Source organism: Ruegeria sp. H4 (assembly GCF_056533065.1).
The window spans coordinates 2,160,787-2,180,167 of the sequence record NZ_JBQFOC010000001.1; the positions used below are offsets into that span (position 1 = coordinate 2,160,787).

The 19,381-nt window shown below is 56.3% G+C and carries 17 protein-coding genes; 10 read left to right on the forward strand and 7 right to left on the reverse strand.

Features of this window, described 5'->3' with window-relative positions; all coding sequences use genetic code 11:
• Window positions 1–16 precede the first annotated feature (16 nt).
• The 4 genes from ACR0KG_RS10545 to ACR0KG_RS10560 are packed head-to-tail and all read left to right on the forward strand — an operon-like array spanning window position 17 to window position 3,804.
• A complete protein-coding gene (locus ACR0KG_RS10545; RefSeq protein WP_480827223.1) occupies window positions 17–931 on the forward strand; it encodes a carbohydrate ABC transporter permease in 915 nt (304 codons plus the stop codon).
• 10 nt (window positions 932–941) lie between these two features.
• Window positions 942–1,781, forward strand: coding sequence for a carbohydrate ABC transporter permease (locus ACR0KG_RS10550; RefSeq protein WP_170393445.1), 840 nt, complete (start codon window positions 942–944; stop codon window positions 1,779–1,781).
• Window positions 1,778–2,812 (forward strand): Gfo/Idh/MocA family protein, encoded by a 1,035-nt coding sequence (locus ACR0KG_RS10555; RefSeq protein ID WP_480827224.1) that lies wholly within the window; start codon window positions 1,778–1,780, stop codon window positions 2,810–2,812. Before ACR0KG_RS10550 ends, ACR0KG_RS10555 begins: the two co-directional genes overlap by 4 nt.
• Window positions 2,809–3,804 carry an ABC transporter ATP-binding protein gene (locus ACR0KG_RS10560; protein WP_480827225.1) on the forward strand — a complete coding sequence of 332 codons (996 nt, stop codon included), beginning with the start codon at window positions 2,809–2,811 and terminating at the stop codon, window positions 3,802–3,804. Before ACR0KG_RS10555 ends, ACR0KG_RS10560 begins: the two co-directional genes overlap by 4 nt.
• Window positions 3,805–3,821: 17 nt before the next feature.
• Here ACR0KG_RS10560 and xylA read toward each other — a convergent pair whose 3' ends face one another.
• From xylA to xylF, 4 genes are all read right to left on the reverse strand, one after another.
• Window positions 3,822–5,129: a xylose isomerase gene (gene xylA, locus ACR0KG_RS10565; RefSeq protein ID WP_480827226.1), complete on the reverse strand. Its 1,308-nt coding sequence runs from the start codon at window positions 5,127–5,129 to the stop codon at window positions 3,822–3,824.
• Window positions 5,130–5,139: 10 nt separating this feature from the next.
• Window positions 5,140–5,943 carry an ATP-binding cassette domain-containing protein gene (locus ACR0KG_RS10570; RefSeq protein WP_480549642.1) on the reverse strand — a complete coding sequence of 268 codons (804 nt, stop codon included), beginning with the start codon at window positions 5,941–5,943 and terminating at the stop codon, window positions 5,140–5,142.
• Window positions 5,943–7,241, reverse strand: coding sequence for a sugar ABC transporter permease (locus ACR0KG_RS10575; RefSeq protein ID WP_480544657.1), 1,299 nt, complete (start codon window positions 7,239–7,241; stop codon window positions 5,943–5,945). The genes ACR0KG_RS10570 and ACR0KG_RS10575 overlap by 1 nt, the downstream gene beginning before the upstream one ends.
• 62 nt (window positions 7,242–7,303) lie before the next feature.
• Window positions 7,304–8,323 (reverse strand): D-xylose ABC transporter substrate-binding protein, encoded by a 1,020-nt coding sequence (xylF, locus tag ACR0KG_RS10580; RefSeq protein WP_353009964.1) that lies wholly within the window; start codon window positions 8,321–8,323, stop codon window positions 7,304–7,306.
• A gap of 153 nt (window positions 8,324–8,476) precedes the next feature.
• Here xylF and ACR0KG_RS10585 point away from each other — a divergent pair, with 153 nt between their 5' ends.
• Together ACR0KG_RS10585 and ACR0KG_RS10590 are read left to right on the forward strand one after the other, a co-directional pair.
• A complete protein-coding gene (locus ACR0KG_RS10585) occupies window positions 8,477–9,694 on the forward strand; it encodes an ROK family protein (protein WP_480549644.1) in 1,218 nt (405 codons plus the stop codon).
• Window positions 9,684–11,195: a CRTAC1 family protein gene (locus tag ACR0KG_RS10590; protein ID WP_480544655.1), complete on the forward strand. Its 1,512-nt coding sequence runs from the start codon at window positions 9,684–9,686 to the stop codon at window positions 11,193–11,195. The genes ACR0KG_RS10585 and ACR0KG_RS10590 overlap by 11 nt, the downstream gene beginning before the upstream one ends.
• Here the strand turns inward: ACR0KG_RS10590 and ACR0KG_RS10595 are convergent, their stop codons facing one another.
• The 3 genes from ACR0KG_RS10595 to xylB are packed head-to-tail and all read right to left on the reverse strand — an operon-like array spanning window position 11,196 to window position 14,880.
• Window positions 11,196–12,497 carry a cytochrome-c peroxidase gene (locus ACR0KG_RS10595; RefSeq protein ID WP_480549646.1) on the reverse strand — a complete coding sequence of 434 codons (1,302 nt, stop codon included), beginning with the start codon at window positions 12,495–12,497 and terminating at the stop codon, window positions 11,196–11,198.
• On the reverse strand, window positions 12,494–13,426 hold the full coding sequence (locus ACR0KG_RS10600) for an aldose epimerase family protein (RefSeq protein ID WP_480827227.1): 933 nt from the start codon (window positions 13,424–13,426) through the stop codon (window positions 12,494–12,496). The genes ACR0KG_RS10595 and ACR0KG_RS10600 overlap by 4 nt, the downstream gene beginning before the upstream one ends.
• Entirely contained in the window at window positions 13,423–14,880 is a 1,458-nt protein-coding gene (xylB, locus tag ACR0KG_RS10605) for a xylulokinase (RefSeq protein WP_480827228.1), read from the reverse strand. The genes ACR0KG_RS10600 and xylB overlap by 4 nt, the downstream gene beginning before the upstream one ends.
• Window positions 14,881–15,109: 229 nt before the next feature.
• On the opposite strand from xylB, the gene ACR0KG_RS10610 reads away from it, so the two are divergent.
• The 4 genes from ACR0KG_RS10610 (at window position 15,110) to ACR0KG_RS10625 (ending at window position 19,350) form a co-directional block, all read left to right on the forward strand.
• Window positions 15,110–15,907 carry an IclR family transcriptional regulator gene (locus tag ACR0KG_RS10610; protein ID WP_480544651.1) on the forward strand — a complete coding sequence of 266 codons (798 nt, stop codon included), beginning with the start codon at window positions 15,110–15,112 and terminating at the stop codon, window positions 15,905–15,907.
• A 67-nt stretch (window positions 15,908–15,974) separates the two neighbouring features.
• Window positions 15,975–17,375 (forward strand): selenium-binding protein SBP56-related protein, encoded by a 1,401-nt coding sequence (locus tag ACR0KG_RS10615; protein ID WP_480499126.1) that lies wholly within the window; start codon window positions 15,975–15,977, stop codon window positions 17,373–17,375.
• Window positions 17,376–17,381: 6 nt separating this feature from the next.
• Window positions 17,382–18,059: a hypothetical protein gene (locus tag ACR0KG_RS10620; RefSeq protein WP_480544649.1), complete on the forward strand. Its 678-nt coding sequence runs from the start codon at window positions 17,382–17,384 to the stop codon at window positions 18,057–18,059.
• 157 nt (window positions 18,060–18,216) lie between these two features.
• Entirely contained in the window at window positions 18,217–19,350 is a 1,134-nt protein-coding gene (locus tag ACR0KG_RS10625; RefSeq protein WP_480827229.1) for a CobW family GTP-binding protein, read from the forward strand.
• Window positions 19,351–19,381 lie beyond the last annotated feature (31 nt).

The following is a 19,381-nucleotide window of genomic DNA, read 5'->3' on the forward strand; positions in this document are numbered from 1 at the left end:
TTTCCCGGAGAATCTCATGCAAACCCGCCGCATTCGCTGGCACATCGCCGTTTTCCTCGCCCCTGCGGTGCTGGTCTACACGGCGGTGATGATCTTCCCCTTGTTCAATACATTGCGCCTTGCACTGTTCACCGAGGTTGATCAGACGCGCGTCTACGTGGGCCTGCAGAATTTCCGCACCTTATTCTTTGACCCGATCTGGTCCGAGCAATTCTGGAATGCGTTGGGCAACAATTTCTGGTTCTTCCTGATCCACATGCTGGTTCAGAATCCCATCGGTATCGCTCTGGCAGCACTACTTTCGCATCCCCGCCTGCGGTTTGCGGCGCTCTACCGGTCTGCGATTTTCATCCCGACGATCCTCAGCTTTGTGATCGTGGGCTTTGCCTGGAAACTGATCCTGTCGCCACTGTGGGGTATCGCGCCTTCGATGCTGGACGCTATTGGCCTTAAGTCGTTGTTTGCGCCATGGTTGGGCAAGGAAGAATACGCCCTCACCACGTTGGCGCTGGTCTCAGTCTGGCAATTCGTTGGCATCCCGATGATGCTGATCTATGCCGCCCTGCTTTCGATCCCCGAAGAAATCCTCGAGGCCGGAGAAATCGACGGCATCACCGGAGCCTCAGCCTTCTGGAAAATCAAGCTACCGCTGATCATCCCGTCGATCGGGATCATCTCGATCCTCACTTTCGTGGGCAACTTCAATGCATTCGACCTGATATACGTCTCGCAAGGCGCGCTGGCGGGGCCGGATTTCTCAACCGACATCCTTGGTACCTTCATGTACCGCACCTTCTTTGGCTTCCAGCTGCAACTGGGTGATCCGCACATGGGATCGGCCATCGCTGGGGCCATGTTCGCGATCATCCTTGTGGGGGTCTGTATCTACCTCTTCGGCATCCAGACCCGGATGCGCCGGTATCAGCTGTGAGGGCGAACGGATGAACAAAGCACGCCATAACCCGCTGAACACAGCCGCCATGCACGGGGCGCTGATCCTCTACACGTTGATCGCCTTGTTCCCGGTCTTTGTGATCATCATCAACAGCTTCAAAACCCGCCGCTCGATCTTTCGCGAGCCTCTCGCCCTGCCCGACGCTGAGAGTTTCTCGCTGATCGGTTATCAGACCGTGATGAAACAGGGGGATTTCTTCCTCTACTTTCAGAACTCGCTGATCGTCACCGTTGTATCGCTTGCCTTTGTCCTGCTGTTTGGGGCCATGGCCGCCTTTGCGCTGAGCGAGTACAAGTTCAAGGGCAACACCCTGATGGGCCTATACCTAGCGCTAGGGATCATGATCCCGATCCGCATTGGCACCGTTGCTATCCTCGAGATGATGGTGGCGACTGGGCTGGTGAACACGCTTTGGGCGCTGATCTTGGTCTACACCGCACAAGGCCTGCCGCTGGCCGTGTTCATCTTATCCGAGTTCATGCGGCAGGTCTCGGACGACCTGAAAAACGCGGGCCGTGTCGACGGACTGTCGGAATACACGATCTTCTTCCGGCTGGTCCTGCCGCTTGTCCGCCCCGCCATGGCGACGGTCGCCGTGTTCAACATGATCCCGATCTGGAATGACCTGTGGTTCCCGTTGATCCTTGCCCCGGCTGAGGAGACCAAGACCCTGACACTGGGCAGCCAAGTCTTCATTGGCCAATTCGTCACCGACTGGAACGCGGTTTTGTCGGCACTATCCATGGCGATCCTGCCGGTACTGGTGCTCTACGTTATCTTCTCGCGCCAGCTGATCCGGGGCATCACGTCAGGAGCTGTCAAATGACCCGGGTTCTGGTCGCCGGTCTCGGCAATATGGGCCTGAGCCACGCCCTGGCCCATCACCACCACCCGGACCCGCAGATCGTAGGTCTGGTGAACCGTTCCGGTCACGTGGACCATCCCGATCTTGCGAGTTATCCCGCGTATTCGGATTTTCAGGCTGCTCTGGCCGATACAAACCCGGATCTGGTGGTTGTCGCCACCTATTCCAACAGCCATGCCGATTTTGCTTGCGCCGCAATGGAAGCCGGCGCACATGTCTTTGTTGAAAAACCACTGGCGACCACGGTGGCTGATGCCAAACGCGTCGTCGCGAAAGCCATTGAAACCAAACGTAAACTGGTCGTCGGCTACATCCTGCGTCACCACCCGTCGTGGATGCGCCTGATCTCCGAGGCGCGCGACCTTGGCGGACCATATGTGTTCCGCCTGAACCTGAACCAACAATCGTCAGGCGCTGAGTGGGAGACACACAAGGCGCTCATGGAGACAACCTCACCCATCGTCGATTGCGGTGTGCACTATGTCGACGTGATGTGCCAGATCACCGACTCCGATCCCGTGCGCGTGCATGGCATGGGCCTGCGCCTTAGCGATGAGATCGCCGAAGACATGTATAACTACGGCCAGTTTCAGGTGGTCTTCGAGGACGGCTCAGTCGGCTGGTACGAAGCAGGCTGGGGTCCAATGATGTCGGAAACGGCGTTCTTCGTGAAAGACATAGTGTCGCCCAACGGATCGGTCTCGATCACCGATGGCAATAAGGGCGCATCGGCCGATATAGACGGTCACACCAAGGTGGGCGGCCTTCTGGTCCACCGCCCCGAGGGCGACCAGACAATCAACATGCCCGATGAACCCGGCCATCAGGAACTCTGCGATGCGGAACAAGCCTATATGCTGCGCGCCATTGCTGAAGACATCGACCTGACCCGCCACATGAACGACGCCGTGCAATCGCTGGCCATCTGCCTCGCTGCAGATGAAAGCATCCGCACCGGCCAACCTATTTCGCTGAAAGAGGCACGCCCATGACCGCCCTGACGCTTACAAACGTGAACAAGTCCTTCGGCACTGTTGAGGTCTTGAAGGACATCAATATCGAGGTGGAAGACGGCGAATTTGTCGTTTTCGTCGGCCCATCGGGCTGCGGCAAATCCACCCTGCTGCGCGTGATCGCAGGGTTGGAGGATGTGACCTCGGGCGAAGTGCGCATCGGCGGAGAGCTGATGAACCTAACCCCACCTTCAAAACGCGGCATCGCGATGGTGTTCCAAAGCTACGCGCTCTACCCCCACCTGAATGTGCGCAAGAACATGTCTTTGGCTTTGAAACAGGAAGGTCAGAGCAAGCAGGTCATCGAAGAGCGTGTCTCCAAAGCCAGCAAGATGCTCAACCTTGAACCCTATATCGACCGCTACCCGTCCGAGCTGTCTGGCGGTCAACGCCAACGGGTGGCCATCGGTCGCGCCATCGTTCGCGAACCCAAACTGTTCCTGTTTGACGAGCCGCTATCCAATCTGGATGCCGCCCTGCGCATGAACACAAGGTTGGAAATCGCCAACCTGCACCAACAACTCGATGCCTCGATGATCTACGTCACCCATGACCAGACCGAGGCGATGACGCTGGCCGACAAGATCGTGGTCCTGCGCGACGGGCGTGTTGAACAGATTGGCAGTCCGATGGAACTGTATAACAATCCGGCGAACCAGTTTGTGGCTGGTTTCCTCGGCGCGCCGTCGATGAACTTCTTCCCAGCCAGCCTGATCGGCGAGGGCGCGGATGTGACAACGGGTATCCGGCCTGAGGATCTTTTCTTGTCAGATGACGGCCCGGTTACCGCAGATGTCACCCATGTCGAGCATTTGGGCGGCGACACCAATGTCATCGCGATGATGCAAGACCACCAGATCACCGCGCGCCTGTTCGGCCAGCACCAGGTTGGTGCAGGTCAAACGATCCGCTTCGGATATGAACCCGGTCGAGTTTATCGCTTTGATGCCGATGGTGCGCGCCTTATGTGACGCGCACTGTTTCGGTTTCAAACGAACCGATTGACGTAGTTTTCCAACTTCTCCTGACGCCCGGACCTTGGGGCCGGATTAACGCCATCAGACAAAACACGCGCGGTGATGTCGTCCAGAGTACTGGTCAGCATGGCTTGGGCTTCGGGTGCGTCCCAACCCGCATATCTTTCGGACAAGGCCGCCTCCAGCCCGCCATCTTCGAGCATCGCAGCTGCGGCCTTCAGGCCGCGGGCACAGATGTCCATCCCCCCTACATGTGCGGCAATCAGGTCATCGGCATCGATAGATTGACGGCGAATTTTAGCGTCGAAATTCGTACCACCCGAAGTGAACCCGCCTGATTTCAGGATGTAGTAATAGGCCAACGCAACTTCGGGCGTGTTGTTGGGGAACTGATCCGTGTCCCAGCCTGACTGATAATCATTCCGGTTCATATCGATGGAGCCCAACATCCCTTCTGCCGTCGCAACTGCAATCTCGTGCTCCAAGCTGTGACCGGCCAGAATGGCATGACCCTGTTCAAGGTTAAGCTTCACCTCATCTTCGAGACCATATTTCCTTAGGAACCCGATACAGGTGGCCGCATCGTAATCATACTGATGTTTTGAAGGTTCCTGAGGTTTGGGCTCGACAAGGATCGCACCTTTGAACCCGATCTTGTGCTTATACTCGACCACCATGTTCAGGAACCGGCCCATATGGTCCAGCTCGGTGCCCATGTCGGTGTTCAGCAGGGTTTCATACCCTTCGCGTCCCCCCCACAGCACATAGTTCTCTCCGCCCAGTTTGTGGGTTGCATCGATGCAGGATTTCACTGTGGCTGCGGCAAAGGCAAACACCTCAGGATCAGGGTTCGTGCTTGCCCCCGACATCCAGCGCCGGTGGCTGAACATATTGGCGGTCCCCCACAGCAGCTTCGTGCCCGACGCCTGCATCTTTTCACCGATATAGTCCGTGATCTCTTCAAGCGTTCTCAGATTATCGGCGAAATTCCCCTGCTCGGGCCTGACATCTGCATCGTGCCAGCAGAAATAGGGCTGACCAAGGATATCAAACATCTCAAATGCGATGTCCGCTTTCAGGCGGGCTCGGCCCATATCGTCCTGCGGGTGCCAGGGTCGTGTGAAGGTAGCGCTGCCGAAGGGGTCACCGCCCTCCCAAGCAAAGGAATGCCACCAGGCGACCGCAAAGCGAAGGTGATCTTCCATCCGCTTGCCCAGGACAATTTCGTCTGGATTGTAGTGACGGAAGGCCAGCGGGTTTGTGCTGTCCGGACCACCAAACTCAACCGGCCCGATCCCGTCGAAGAATCCGCTTGTCATATCCTTCACCTCATTCTGCCTTTTCGCCGGGTTTCTTGCCCAGAATGATCATCGACAGCAGATCGTCATCGGTGACATCCGCAATATCCACGGTTCCGACCAGCTTGCCGTTCTTCATAACCGATGCGCGGTCGCACAGGTCCATGACTGCATGCACATCATGGTCAATCAGGAAAATCCCGATCCCCTGGGCCTTGAGCTGGTGGATCAGATCGGCCACCATCTGAGTCTCATGCGGACCCAGTGCGGCGGTCGGCTCGTCCATAATCAAAATACGAGCATTGAAGTATACAGCGCGCGCGATAGCCACGGATTGACGCTGCCCACCGGACAGAGCCGAAACCGGATCGTTGAACTTCTGAAAGTTCGGGTTGAGCTGCGCCATGATCTTGCGGCATTCTGCTTCCATCGCCGCGTCATTGACCAGACCCAAAGGCGTTACCATTTCACGCCCAAGGAACAGGTTTGAGGTGGCATCCAGGTTGTCGGCCAAAGCCAGCGTCTGGTAGATCGTCTCGATATTGTTGGCCCGCGCGTCCCGTGGATTGCCGATCTCGACGGAATTGCCGTCAATCAAAATCTCACCGTGGTCCATCTGGTAAGCACCGGACAAAACCTTGATCAGAGTCGATTTTCCGGCCCCGTTATGGCCCAACAGTCCAACAACTTCTCCGGGATAAAGATCGACCGAGACCTGATCGACAGCCTTGATCCCACCGAACGAGATGGAGATATCCCGCATCTCGACCAAGGGTGCGGCACCGGATCCACGACCGGTATTCGGGGTCGTTTTTTGCGTTTCCTGAGCTTGCATCACTTAGCCCCCAATCGCTTGCGATAGACGATGTCGATATAGACCGCCAGCACCAACACGCTGCCGACAACGATGTTTTGGAAAGGCGCATCGACGCCCACCATGGCCATGCCAGACTGAAGCGCCTGCATGATCAAGGCCCCAAGAATGGCGCCATAGATGGTACCGATCCCACCAGACAATGCCGTACCTCCGATCACGGCGGCGGCAATGACGCGCAGTTCATCCAACGTGCCGATATCATTTGAGTGGTTTGCCAGCCGGGCCGAGGCGACGACCGCCGAGACGGCGCACAGAAACCCCATTAGGGCAAAGATTTTGACAGTCAGCAACCGGGTGTTGATACCGGAAAGCTCGGCCGCGTCCGGGTTGCCGCCGGTGGCAAAGATGTATCGACCGAACCGTGTTTTGCGCGCTACTACAGTCAGGCTGACCGCGACGATGATCAGAATAAGGACCGAGATCGGGATGCCATATCCAACAACCAGCCCCTCTGGCATGATCTCTCCGCGTGCTTCGAACATACGCTCCAGCCTGCGGGTCGGGATGGCATAGCTGTTTACGATGAACACATATCCCAGAATGGCGATGGCAATGATCGCAGCGAGGGTTGATTCCGCCCAGACTGGTTTGACTGGGAACCCATGCGCTGCTTTGGCGCGACGCCCGCTCCACAAGGCCCAAATTGCGATGACAGTTGCAAACAGTCCGAACAGCCAACTGACAGTCGTGCCCAAGGTCCCATTGGTTCCGCCAAACATCAGGAAGGTGCTGTCCAGCGGTCCGATGGTCTGGCCACTGGTCATGTACCAAGCCACGTTTCGCCAAACCAGAAAGCCGCCCAGTGTTACGATAAATGCCGGTATGGTCAGATAGCCAACCATCCATCCGTGAAAAGCACCGATCAGCGTACCTACAAGAAGCCCAACAACGATCGTAATCGCCCATGTCAGCGGGTTGTTCAGCCCCAACCCCAACATATGCGGCAACAGCTCCGTCTGGGTCATTGCCATTACAGCCGAAGTTGTCGCCAGCAGCGCACCGACAGATAGATCGATATGGCGGGTCACGATGATGAATACCATGCCGCAGGCCATGATGGCGACCGAGACGGTCTGAATCGACAGGTTGAACAGGTTTCGGGGTGTCAGAAATCGCCCATCCGTGACGATGTTGAACCCGATACACAGGATGACAAAGGCGCCGATCATACCCAAAAGCCGCATATCCAGTTCCAGTTGCTGGAACAGGTTGGGCTTGTTTTTTTGGGGTACCGGCTGAGACGAAGTTTCGGTCATTTCCGATCTTTCAATATCAGCAAAGGTCCCTGGCCCAAGCAAAAGGGCCAGGGAATTTAGGTTTAGTTACAAGGTGCAGGTCCGTTCTCGACACCCTGGCATAGGGCGTCCTGCGAGATCCAACCGGCGTCCACAACAACACTCAGATTGTCTTTGGTGATCGGAACCGGGGCCAAAAAGACAGATGTCATTTCGGTGCCACCGGGCGAGGTCCAGCTAACTGCGCCGTCGACATCCCCAGCGCTAGTTCCGCTGCTGAGCGCAACAGCGATTTCACCGGCTGCTTTACCCAGCTCACGGGCGTCTTTCCAAACTGATACAGTTTGTGTGCCCAAGGCAACGCGGTTTAGCGCAGCGTGGTCGCCATCTTGACCTGAGACAGGGATACCTTCCATCCCTTGCGCTGTCAGTGCCGCGACAACACCACCAGCAGTACCGTCATTCGAGGCGACGACCGCGTCAACGTTGTTCTCGTTGGCGGTCAGGATTTGCTCCATGTTCCGCTGCGCGTTTGCGGGCAGCCAGCCATCTGTATAGGCCTCACCCACGATCACAATGTCACCGCTGTCGACAGCCGCGCCAATGATTTCTTGCTGACCGCCACGCAGGAAGTCTGCGTTTGGATCGGTCGGCGAGCCTTTGATCATGACATAGTTGCCCTTGGGCATTGCCTCGAAAACCGCGCGTGCTTGCATCCGACCCACTTCGACATTGTCAAAGGTTAGATAAAAGGCGCGATCATCTTCGATCAGTCGGTCATAGGCGATCACAGGAATACCTTCATCGGCGGCGGCCTGAACGGCGGGGCCGATGGCCTGTGCGTCCTGCGCCAGAATGATCAGAGCGTCTACACCCTGAGCGATCAGGCTTTCGATATCAGACAACTGTTTTGCCGAAGACGATTGTGCATCAGCCGAGATGTATTCAGCACCACCGGCTTCCAACGCCGACTTGATGGCAGCTTCGTCGGTCTTCCAACGTTCTTCTTGAAAGTTGGACCAGCTTACGCCGACAACCGGTTCAGCGAAGGCCGCCGATCCCATCAATGCAACCGCAGCCGAAAGGCTGAGAAGTTTTTTCATGATTTCCTCCCGTTTTTCCAAGCCATCTCGAAGTCGATTCGTGGCTTTCAGAATCGGGAGTAGCATATTTATTTCAGTCAGTAAAATATTTAGTCTGTTCGAAACTCAAAAATGCCCATAAATTGATAGGAAGATCAGATTCGGATGGGCAAGATGCTGAAAAGCAAAGCTTCTCAAACTTCGATAGAACAGCGAAACACGACCCGCATGCGGGTTCTCGACCATATCCGAAGCCGGGATTCAGTCTCGCGCATCGATATTGCCAGTGCGCTTCAGACCAGCCCTGCCACGGTTACATCAGCCACTGCAGACTTGATTTCAGCCGGTTTGATCAAAGAGGTTCCAGGCGATCCACCCTTGAAATCGTCCAAGCGGGGCCGCCCGCGGGTTTTGCTGCAACTGGATGGAGGATCTTACCTTGTGGCGGGGCTCAAGGTTGCGCGTCATGCGATGTCGGTGATCCTGGTTGATTTTCAGGGCACGCCTTTGGCTTCGTACAACCATCCGCTGGCCGACGCACAGATGGCGCCCGAGGTTTTTGTCAGGACTATTCGCGACGCACTGCAAGAAGCCAGCGCACAAATTGGCAAAACGCTAGAGGATTTGTCCGGGGTCTCAATTGGCGTTGCTGGGCTTGTTGATGCAGAAAACAACTTTGTCCATTGGTCGTCATCCCTGACGGAAAGAAACATCGATTTCAGTCAGATCCTCCCAAAGGAGATCCCCTGCCCAGCCTTTATCGAAAACGACGCCAATCTTGTCGCCAAGGCCGAACAGCATTTTGGCTACGGCAAAGGCTTAAGGAACTTCCTTGTCGTAACCATCGAACATGGTGTGGGTCTTGGCATCGTTCTAGATGGCAAGCTCTATCGCGGAGAAAGGGGCTGCGGGGCGGAATTCGGGCATGCCAAAGTGCAGCTAGACGGTGCGCTATGCCAATGCGGCCAGCGCGGGTGCCTTGAGGCCTATGTAGGCGACTACGCACTGATCCGCGAGATGACAGTTGTGGATCAAAACCAAAGCCCAAAGACTGTTGCCGATATCTACGACAAAGCGCGAAGCGGTGATGTAATGGCCGCTTCGGTTCTTGGACGTGCGGGCCAGATGTTTGGCCTGGGGATTTCCAATCTGATCAATCTGTTTGACCCCGAATGCATCATTCTGTCTGGCGGTCAAAAAGGGCTGGAGCATCTCTATTCGGATGAGGTGATGGCCCGTATCCGCAGCGGCGTTGTGAATGTGGATACCCCTCTGCCCGAGATCAAAGTACACCATTGGGGTGATCAGATGTGGGCCAAGGGCGCAGCGGCCTATGCGATCGAGCAGGTCTCGATTCTCAAGGTCAAGGACATCCCTGCACATGCGTCCTGAGCTGTTTGTCCTTCTGATGTTGCCCTCGGCACTAGAGGCGGAGGTGCAAACCCCGCATTTCACACCGGTCGAGATTGCAAACCATATCTACGATGGCGGGTGGGAGCATTTTGTAGGTGGCGGAGTGGCCGTCGTTGACTGCGATGGGGATCAACTTCCTGAGCTGTTCGCAGCAGGGGGCGAGAACCCGTCGCAGCTGTTTCGAAATATTTCATCAGGCAGCATTTCATACGATGCCAATACGCCCGAAGAACTGAAACTAACGGGTGTAACTGGCGCCTATCCGCTGGATATCGACAGCGATGGCATTCTGGACCTCGCCATACTGCGAGTCGGCCCCGATCTGCTGTTGAAGGGCGCGGCGGATTGTCGATTCAGCCCTTTCACCACGCTTGGGTTCCAATCAGACGATCATTGGACAACCGGGTTTTCAGCGACTTGGGAGGATGGGCAAAGCCTACCAACCCTTGCCTTTGGCACATATGTCGACCGCAGCAATCCAGATGGTCCGTTCGAAGCCTGCGGCCCAACGGTTTTGTACCGACCACAGGGCGACAGCTATCTGCCACCGGCGCATCTGGAGCCGGGCTATTGTTCTCTATCAGTTCTGTTCTCCGACTGGTCTCGGGCCGGACGCGCGGACCTGCGTGTCAGCAATGATCGCCACTACTATGTAAAGGGAGGTCAGGAGCAGCTATGGGCAATGGAACCAGACCCCACACTCTACTCTGCCGAGGATGGGTGGTTGCCCTATTCAATCTGGGGCATGGGCATCGCGTCGCGTGATCTGACCGGAGACGGCTTCCCAGAAGTCTATCTCACCTCAATGGGTGATCAGAAATTGCAGATGTTCGACCCCGAAGCCAAGGGGCCGACCTGGAGCGACGCGACCTATGATCGAGGCACAACGGCCCATCGGCCCCATACGGGTGGGGATGGTCGCCCTTCAACCGGATGGCACGCACAATTCGGGGACGTCAACAACGACGGACGGGATGATATTTTCGTGGCCAAAGGCAATGTGGAACAGATGCCCGATGCGGCTCTGAACGACCCAAACAACCTGCTTCTGCAGGAACCGCAGGGTCAGTTCGCAGAAGCGTCGGTGGCGGCAGGCATCGCCTCGATGGCAAAGTCGCGCGGTGCGGCTTTGGCGGATCTCAACATGGACGGCTGGCTAGATCTGGTGGTTGTCAATCGAGGCTCGGCGCTTGAGCTGTATGAGAGCCAAACCCAGAACGGAAATTGGCTATTGGTCGAGGTTTCTCAGGACCGTTCAAACCGGTTTGCTGTGGGGGGGTTTATCGAGATAAAGACGCCTGCAGGCCTACAGACCCGTGAAATTACCGTCGGCGGCGGGCATGCCAGCGGTATCGCCGGACCGCATCACTTTGGTCTGGGCGCGACCAACACAGTCAAAGCGCGAGTTATCTGGCCAGATGGGCAGATCGGAGACTGGCAAGCGTTTGAAGCCAACCAGAGCATTCGGATCGAACGTTAGTCAGCGGTCGACTGGCAACCCGCTGGGTACCTGATCCGGGATACCGAGCCGCACCGCAGGGTCCTCAAGACTGGTCAGGAAGGCCAGAATTGCATTGAGCTCCTCATCCGTCAGGCTGACCTCTGCCAATTCATTTGCGCTGGCTATCGCGTCTACGTGGTCCGGGTCCAGCAAAGCCTTTTGATCAGACGCCCCGGGAAACGTCGGCAGCAGAGCCATATCAGCCGAGTAACTGCGCAAGGCTCTTTCCGGATCAAGGTGGTGACGCACCACATCTTCGAGTCGCGCATAGGCACCGCTATGACCATAAGGTGCCGTCAGTGTCACATTGCGCAGCGACGGCGTGCGAAAGGCGAAGGCATCACTTTCGCCCCCTGTGACACGTAACCGACCGTCATCGCGGACATGGCTTTCAAATCGCGCGCTTTTTCCAGGCCCGATCTGAGGCATGGCAATAGCATGAAAGCTGTGATCCGTTTGAAACCAGCCCGCGTGGCAGGTGCTGCATCCTGCCTGACCGTAGAAAAGATCGGCCCCCAGTTGCGCATCTGGTGTCAGAGGTTCCTCACCACGCATGGCCCGGTCAAAGGGGCTGTTGTCAGCGCGCCATTCGAAGGCGATGAAATTCGCGATCACATTGGCGATGGCGGTGAAGGTGATTTCCTCTCCGGGCGACACCCGATCAAACCGCGCCTGATATTCTGGTATCGCCGCAACGCGGGCTGCGATCAGGTCCCACGCCCCGCCTTCCTGAGTTATCAGGCCAAGACGCACAGCCTGACTGACATCATTCTCAGAATAGTGACCTGCCATCTCATCCGGTGACAGCACAGGAAACATCGCCTGCGCAGCCAATGCCGATTGGAACCCGGGTCGCATATTCGTGCCCAGTGGAGTGCGGATGCCGTTTGGCTGAGTCAGATCAGCCTCAAGCCGACCATCATGAAAGAACGTCTTGAATTCGGCCGCGCCGAGGTTCCAAAGCGCGGGCGAATTTCGTGGAATGCGCTGTTCGGGTAAGTTGTTCGGATCAAGCGCGCGTTCGGGCCCTAGACCCACACCCCCTTCGCCGATCCCCAGCGACAAACCATCGGATGTTCCGAGGTCAGGATGATGACAGGTCGCACAGCTTATGTTTCTATTGCCCGACAGGATCGGGTCGTAGAACAGTAGTTGGCCCAATTCGACGGCTTCGAGACCGGGTTCAACAAATACTGGGCGCGGACCCAAATCGAGCGATGTTGCGTTTGCGGCTGATGCGAAGACAAAACCCCCGACAGCCAGTGTTGCGATCAATCTCATGCTGCGCCCTCGGTGATTTCTAAGGTCAGGGTCTGTCGATAGGGGCGTTCTGGAGTACATAGGATTGACGGAAAGGCCGTAACGTTCGGCGCATTGGGGTATCCCGATGGCTCGATACACAGGCCCGTTCTGGGAGCGAAAGGGTCAGACAGACCTCCGCCGGTGTAAATCTGAGCACCGGGCTGATCGGACCAGAGCTTCAGTTTCAAACCATTCGGCGCGGTGACTTCGGCGACAGGTTGTTTGGCGCCCGTTCCGAACACAAAGAAATGATCCAAATCTACCCCCGCTTCCTTGATAGGTTTGGCAGAGCTGAAATCCATCGCTCCCCCCACGGTTTTAGACACCGGACCAAACGCTATTCCCTGATCGTCGGTGTCCAGATACCGATCTGAGGCCAATTTTAGAAGGTGATCGGAAACGCCAGTTGTGCTGCCCAACGAATAGTAATTGTGCTGCGCGATACTGATCGGTGTTGGACGATCCGTCTGAGCGGTTACCGAATAGGTCAGACGTGGATATTCGAGTGTGACGCGCAGTTCGAATTGCACCTGCCCCGGAAAGCCGCAATCTCCATCAGGTGAGTTTAGGCACAACACTGCCTCATTCTCGGCAACCTGAGTGAGGGTCCAATGTTGATGCGAAAGGCCCAAGCGCCCGCCATGCAGAGTATTCCGGCCTTCATTCGCATCCAGCGCGAACAGCCCCTTGTCTAACGCAAATGACGCGCCTGCGATGCGGTTGGCAACGCGACCGACGATGGCGCCCAGATAGTTACGATCCGACAGGTAGTCCATCGGATCATCATAGCCCAGGATCATAGGGATGCCCTTGTACCACCAGCCTTGGGTGATCGCCCCATAGCTCAGCAGGCATGCGCGCATTTCACCACTTTCGAGAGTGACTTGCTGGATCACTTGTCCGGTCATCTTTGCGCAAGCGGAGCCAGCGCTGCATAATATTGGCGATAGCTTTGATACGCCTGCTCGTATGCGGCAAATAGATCGGCGCGTGGTTCGATAGTGCTGCCCACCTCGGGCGGCGACATAACATCGGTGGGTTCAGAACCACTGGCTGCACAAATTGCAAGGCGTGCAGCCCCAATTGCCGCGCCGAATTCGCCCCCACGTGGCAGAGCCAGGGGTATTTGCAACACGGTCGCCAGTGTTTCCAGCCAATACGGGGATTGCGCCCCGCCGCCAACGGCCATCAGGCTGCTGGGCTCGGTTCCCGTGCTTCTGAGCGCTTCAAGGCAATCCCGCATAGCAAAACCGACGCCTTCCATAACCGCCTGTGTCAGATCAACGGGTCCCGAGGAGACATCAAGGCCCAGAAAAGCGCCTCGGATGGCGCTGTCATTGTGGGGCGTTCGCTCTCCGGACAGATAGGGCAAGAAACGCGTCGCGGATGGCCCTTCCGGGGACTTGGGCAACGCGCCGGCCAGGTCAGTTACGGATTGCCCAAGATTTCGAGATAACCAGTTCATGCAGTTGGTCGCAGACAGAATGACCCCCATCTGAATCCACCGGTCGGGCACTGCGTGGCAGAAGCAATGGACCGCCGTCTCGGGCTTGGGCGCGTATCTGTCGCGGGCCACCAACAAAACGCCCGAAGTGCCAAGCGACAGAAAACCCGCCCCATCTTCAACGCTGCCAATCCCGCAGGCCGCGGCCGCATTGTCTCCTGCCCCACCGGCAACAACCACCTGCCCCGAAAGACCCCAGTCTTGCCTCAGCTCTGACCTGAGTTCTCCGCCCGCTTCGCTGCCTTCAACCAGCCGGGGCATCTGGTCCAAACGCATATGGCTTAGCCGCAGTGCGGTTTCTGACCAGGTGCGGGTGCTGACATCCAGCCATGACGTGCCGGCGCTATCAGACATGTCACTGATGCACTCACCAGTCAGCCAAAGCCTTAGATAGTCTTTGGGCAGGAGCACCTTAGCTACTCTGGCATAGACATCCGGCTCATGCGTCCGCACCCAGTCCAGCTTGGGCGCCGTAAAGCCCGGAAAGACAATGTTGCCGGATATGGCCCGCATGTCTGCGATCTGGTCCAACTTGGCTGCTTCCTGCGCGGCACGCGTGTCGTTCCACATAATACAGGGGCGCAACACATTCAGATCGTTATCCAACAAGGTTGCCCCATGCATATGACCGCTTAGGCCAATCCCGCGCAGCTTGGAAAACTCAGTTTCATGCTCTGCCCAGATCTGGGCAATCACCGCTCTGCAGGCATCGATCCAATCCTCAGGCGCCTGCTCGGACCATCCGGATTGCGGATAGGAGGTAGCAATCTCGTGTTCGGCACTGCCGATGACGGTGCCAGCCTCCTCAATAAGAACACCCCTGAGCCCTGAGGTGCCCAAGTCCAGACCGAGATACACGGCGATCTCCCCCTTATTATTTTATTAACTAAAATTATTACCTATGCGCGCGTTGTCAACATCGGTCTTTGACAGATGCTATATCGCATGCCGACTACGACAAGCCTAAGCTTTTGTTGCGTATCAACTAGCATCAACCGGTTTCAGGGCGTTCGGTTCGAACATTCACAAACCGGTTTTTGATCATATGGCAAACAAAGCTTGATCTCGGTGGGTGATGTCTCGTTAAATGAGAACGAGTCTCACCATTCGATGGTATCCCGACTATATGCACCTAGAGCGTTTGATCAGCTTGCTAGAAACTATCGCCGTCATCGGTCGGCCTGTTTCGGTTGCTGAGGTGCAGATGGCCAGCGGCCTTCCCAAACCAACATGCTACCGGCAGGTACAATCGCTTTTAGACCAGGGCCTGATTGAGGATCCAATCGGAGATGGGCGCTATGTGATTGGTGATCGCCTGATCCGCATCGCGTTGCTCGGCAAGTCCGATATCGATGTGCGCCGCGTGTCCGCCCCGGCATTGCGCGCGGCGGCTACGACCTTCAACGAAACGGTTTTTCTGGCCCGATTTCGAGACAGCAAGATCGAAATCATCCATGTCGAAACCCCAGAAGACCCGGCCCGTGCATTTGTGCATCCTGGCCTCGGGGAACGCCCTTTGCATGCGTGTTCCTGCTCGATGGCGATAGCGGCCTTTGCCGAGCCGGGTTTTCAGGACACCATCCTGAACGGCGCGCTCAGGGCCTTTACAGATCATACCAAAACGACGCGCGAAGAGCTGATTGAGGCGTTCAAGGTGATCCAGCAACAGGGTTTTGCCGATTGCGACCAGGAAATTGATATTGGCATCGCCAGCGTTGCGGCCCCAGTGGCTGTTGGCCGGATCGGGGTCACATTCAGCGTCGGCGCCGTTGGGCCGGTACGACGATTTGGAACTGACTACAGACAAGAAATTGGGGAGCAACTCAAAGACCTAGCCACAAAGGTCAGCGGCGCGATCCAACTGTGCAATGTTGGAGGTGTCTAGAGCAGAGATTCATCAAGACCTACAGGCGAACCCCAGTGAGGTGGGGTAAACAAAAGGGAGGACTACCATGAACTTACGACCAGATCCGACGTTTCACGCGTCACCCAAACTGGCGATGGAAGCGCCGGTCGAAAATTTTGCCTTCACCATTATGCTGGGCAAAGACGCCAGCCATCACGATGGGCTGGCCGTGATCGATCTTCGAAATGGCTCGGACACTTATGGACAAATTGTGCATACGGTCATGACGCCCACGACCGGAGACGAGTTTCATCATTTCGGCTGGAACGCCTGTTCTTCGTCCTTGTCCCCGCTCTCAGGTCATGCCTTTCTGGAGCGGCGCTATCTGATCGTGCCAGGTATCAGATCAAGCCGCATCTACATCTTCGACGTCAAAGAGCCGCTGAAGGCCAAAATTCACAAAATCATAGAGCCCGAGGAAGTCTTTGCCAAAACCGGCTACTCGCGGCCCCACACGATCCATTGTGGTCCTGAGGGGATTTATGTCTCAACCTTGGGTGGCGCTGGCCCCGATGGCATAGATGGACCTCCGGGCATTTTCATCATGGACTGCGAAACCTTCGATATCATCGGGCGCTACGAGATGGATCGTGGCAAGCAAGATAAGCACTATGATTTCTGGTGGAACCTGCCGCAAGACTACATGGTCAGTTCAGAATGGGGCTTGCCGCCACAGTTTGAAGGCGGCGTTGTACCCGAGGATTTGCTGAGTAACAAATACGGGCATTCGATCCATTTCTGGGACCTGCGGGCACGCAAGAACATCCAGACCATCGACTTTGGCGAGAACTACCAGATGGCTCTGGAAATCCGCCCGGCCCATGATCCGACAAAGTCTTATGGGTTCTGCGGTGTTGTGGTGGATACCACCAATCTGCAAGGGGCGATCTTTACATGGTGGCGCGAAGATGACGGGACCTGGAACTCGAAGAAGGTGATCACCATTGATCCCCGCCCCGAAGACCCGGACAATCTGCCCGAACTACTGAAAGGGTTCAGTGCTGTGCCGCCTCTGGTCACCGATATCGACCTCAGCCTGGATGACAAATACCTCTATGTCGCGTGCTGGGGTCTGGGTGAGATGCACCAATACGATGTCTCTGATCCGTTCAATCCAGTTCTAAACGGCAAGGTCGAACTGGGTGGGATCGCGCGCGAGACCAAGCATCCCAATGGCAAAGACTTTATCTACGGCCCGCAAATGGTTGAGATCAGCCGGGACGGCAAACGTGTGTATTGGACCAACTCGCTCTATTCAACTTGGGATAACCAGTTCTATCCGCATCAGGAAGGCGGCCAGATGGTGATGGCCAACGTGGGAGACGATGGCAGCTTTGCGTTGGATCCAGATTTCTACATCAACTTCCCCGAGAACACGCGCGCGCACCAGATTCGTCTGGAAGGCGGCGACTGCTCGACTGACAGCTTCTGCTATCCTTCCGTGTAAGTTCGGATGGAAGATCTGACTTTGACGGCCCTTTGGTGGGCCGTCATTTTCTCTGGCTTATATCATGGAATAAACCCCGGCATGGGCTGGCCCTTAGCAGTGTCCGCTGCGTTGATGGAGCGTAAGCCCACGGCCATGGCCAAGGCGCTTTTGATGCTAGCGCTGGGGCATTTCCTGGCGATGATCGGTATTCTGCTGCCGTTCTCGCTGATGATCATTCTCGTCGAGCGCGAAACCGAAATCCGCCTGGGTGCCGGCGTGATCGTGATTGCTATGGGTATTTACCTGTTGATCAATCGAAAACACCCCAAGATATTGGCCCGTGTTCATCCGGCGCGTTTGGCGCTTTGGTCATTTCTGGCCGCGATGGCACACGGCGCAGGGCTGATGCTGGTTCCGATATATCTGGGAATTTGTGGTTTGCTTGAGCCGGGCAATGTGGCCACGACGGGCCATGCTGCAGCGCAAACCCTGATGAGCAATGATGTCTTTACGGCCTTCACAGTGGCTGCGGTTCATACCCTTGCCATGACGTCAGCCGGAGCGTTGATCGCTGTGTTCGTCTATCATTGGCTCGGCCTCAAATTCATCTCGAAAAGCTGGTTTAATCTGGATGTTGCCTGGGCGATCAGCCTGATCATAGTGGGCGCATTCGGCATCTGGTCGGCCTATGCAGGACATTGAGATGATATGTATGCACCCCTGTTTAGCCACCCGTTTTCTAGCCTCTTGAGCCGCATGTGACCGGCGCGTTTTATGATCACGCCGCTTGTCGAACGTTATAATATTTCATATCTGTCAATTGCAGAATCCGCATCCGTTGACAATTGGAACATCTCAGATGGCGACCCCTGACAATCGCATACCAGTCACCTTGCTCACCGGCTTTCTGGGCGCGGGCAAAACGACAGTGTTGAACCATCTTATACGCGACCCAGAAGCCGGTCGCATAGCGGTGATCATGAATGAGTTTGGCGATGCGGGACTGGACCATGATCTAATCGAGGAATCGACCGAGGACGTGGTGTTGATGCAATCCGGTTGCCTGTGTTGTTCGATCCGGGGCGATTTGGCGAATACGTTCGCCCGCCTGTTCGTCCGCCGAGAACGGGGCGAACTCAGCTTTGATCGCGTGGTCATCGAAACCACCGGGATCGCTGATCCGGGTCCGATTTTGCATACAATGGTTATCGACGACTTAATCGCACCAAACTTCCGCTTGGATGGCGTCGTCTCATTAGCTGACTCAGCAACCGGCCCTCGCACCCTTGATGCGCAGTTTGAAGCGGTCAGCCAGATCGCGATGGCCGATCTGATCGTCCTGACCAAAACCGATCTTGTAACCCCGACCGACCTCAAACGGTTCACAGCTAGGTTGAGAGGGATCAACGGAACCGCCCAACGCATAACCGCCCGGCATGGGCAGGTTCCGATCGGCGCGCTGTTCGGCTTATCTGCGATGCGCGGCAGCGCCACACCGGATGATCTTTCGGATTGGCTTGGGTCAGAAAAACCAAAGCCCGACCCGTTGGCTGGGTTGTCAGGGTTTGCACCAAAGGTGATCACATCTGAGCCCATACCCCTGCCCCCCTCGGGCACTCATTTCCACCATGACAGTCGTATAGGTTCAGCTTCAATCGAGGTCGCCGATCCTATACCCGCACGTGTTTTTGATCTTTGGCTGGAAACGCTGGTCGAACTCAAAGGCCCAGACATTCTGCGCATGAAAGGCATCATTCATGTTCAAGGCATGGAATGGCCCTTTGTTTTTCATGGGGTGCAGCACATTTTCGACGCTCCGGTGCCGCTAAAATCATGGACCGGAGGCGACACGACAAGCCGCATTGTCGTGATCGCACGTGATATCGAAAAGGGCGATCTAAAAGCCAGCCTGGAAATGCTGCGATTGCATTCTCAGAGCCTTGATACGCGCCTAGACGGCATGATGACCCACGTCACCGAGATGTCGGATTGATTGATTTCAACGTCTCAGATTTTCGACTGGC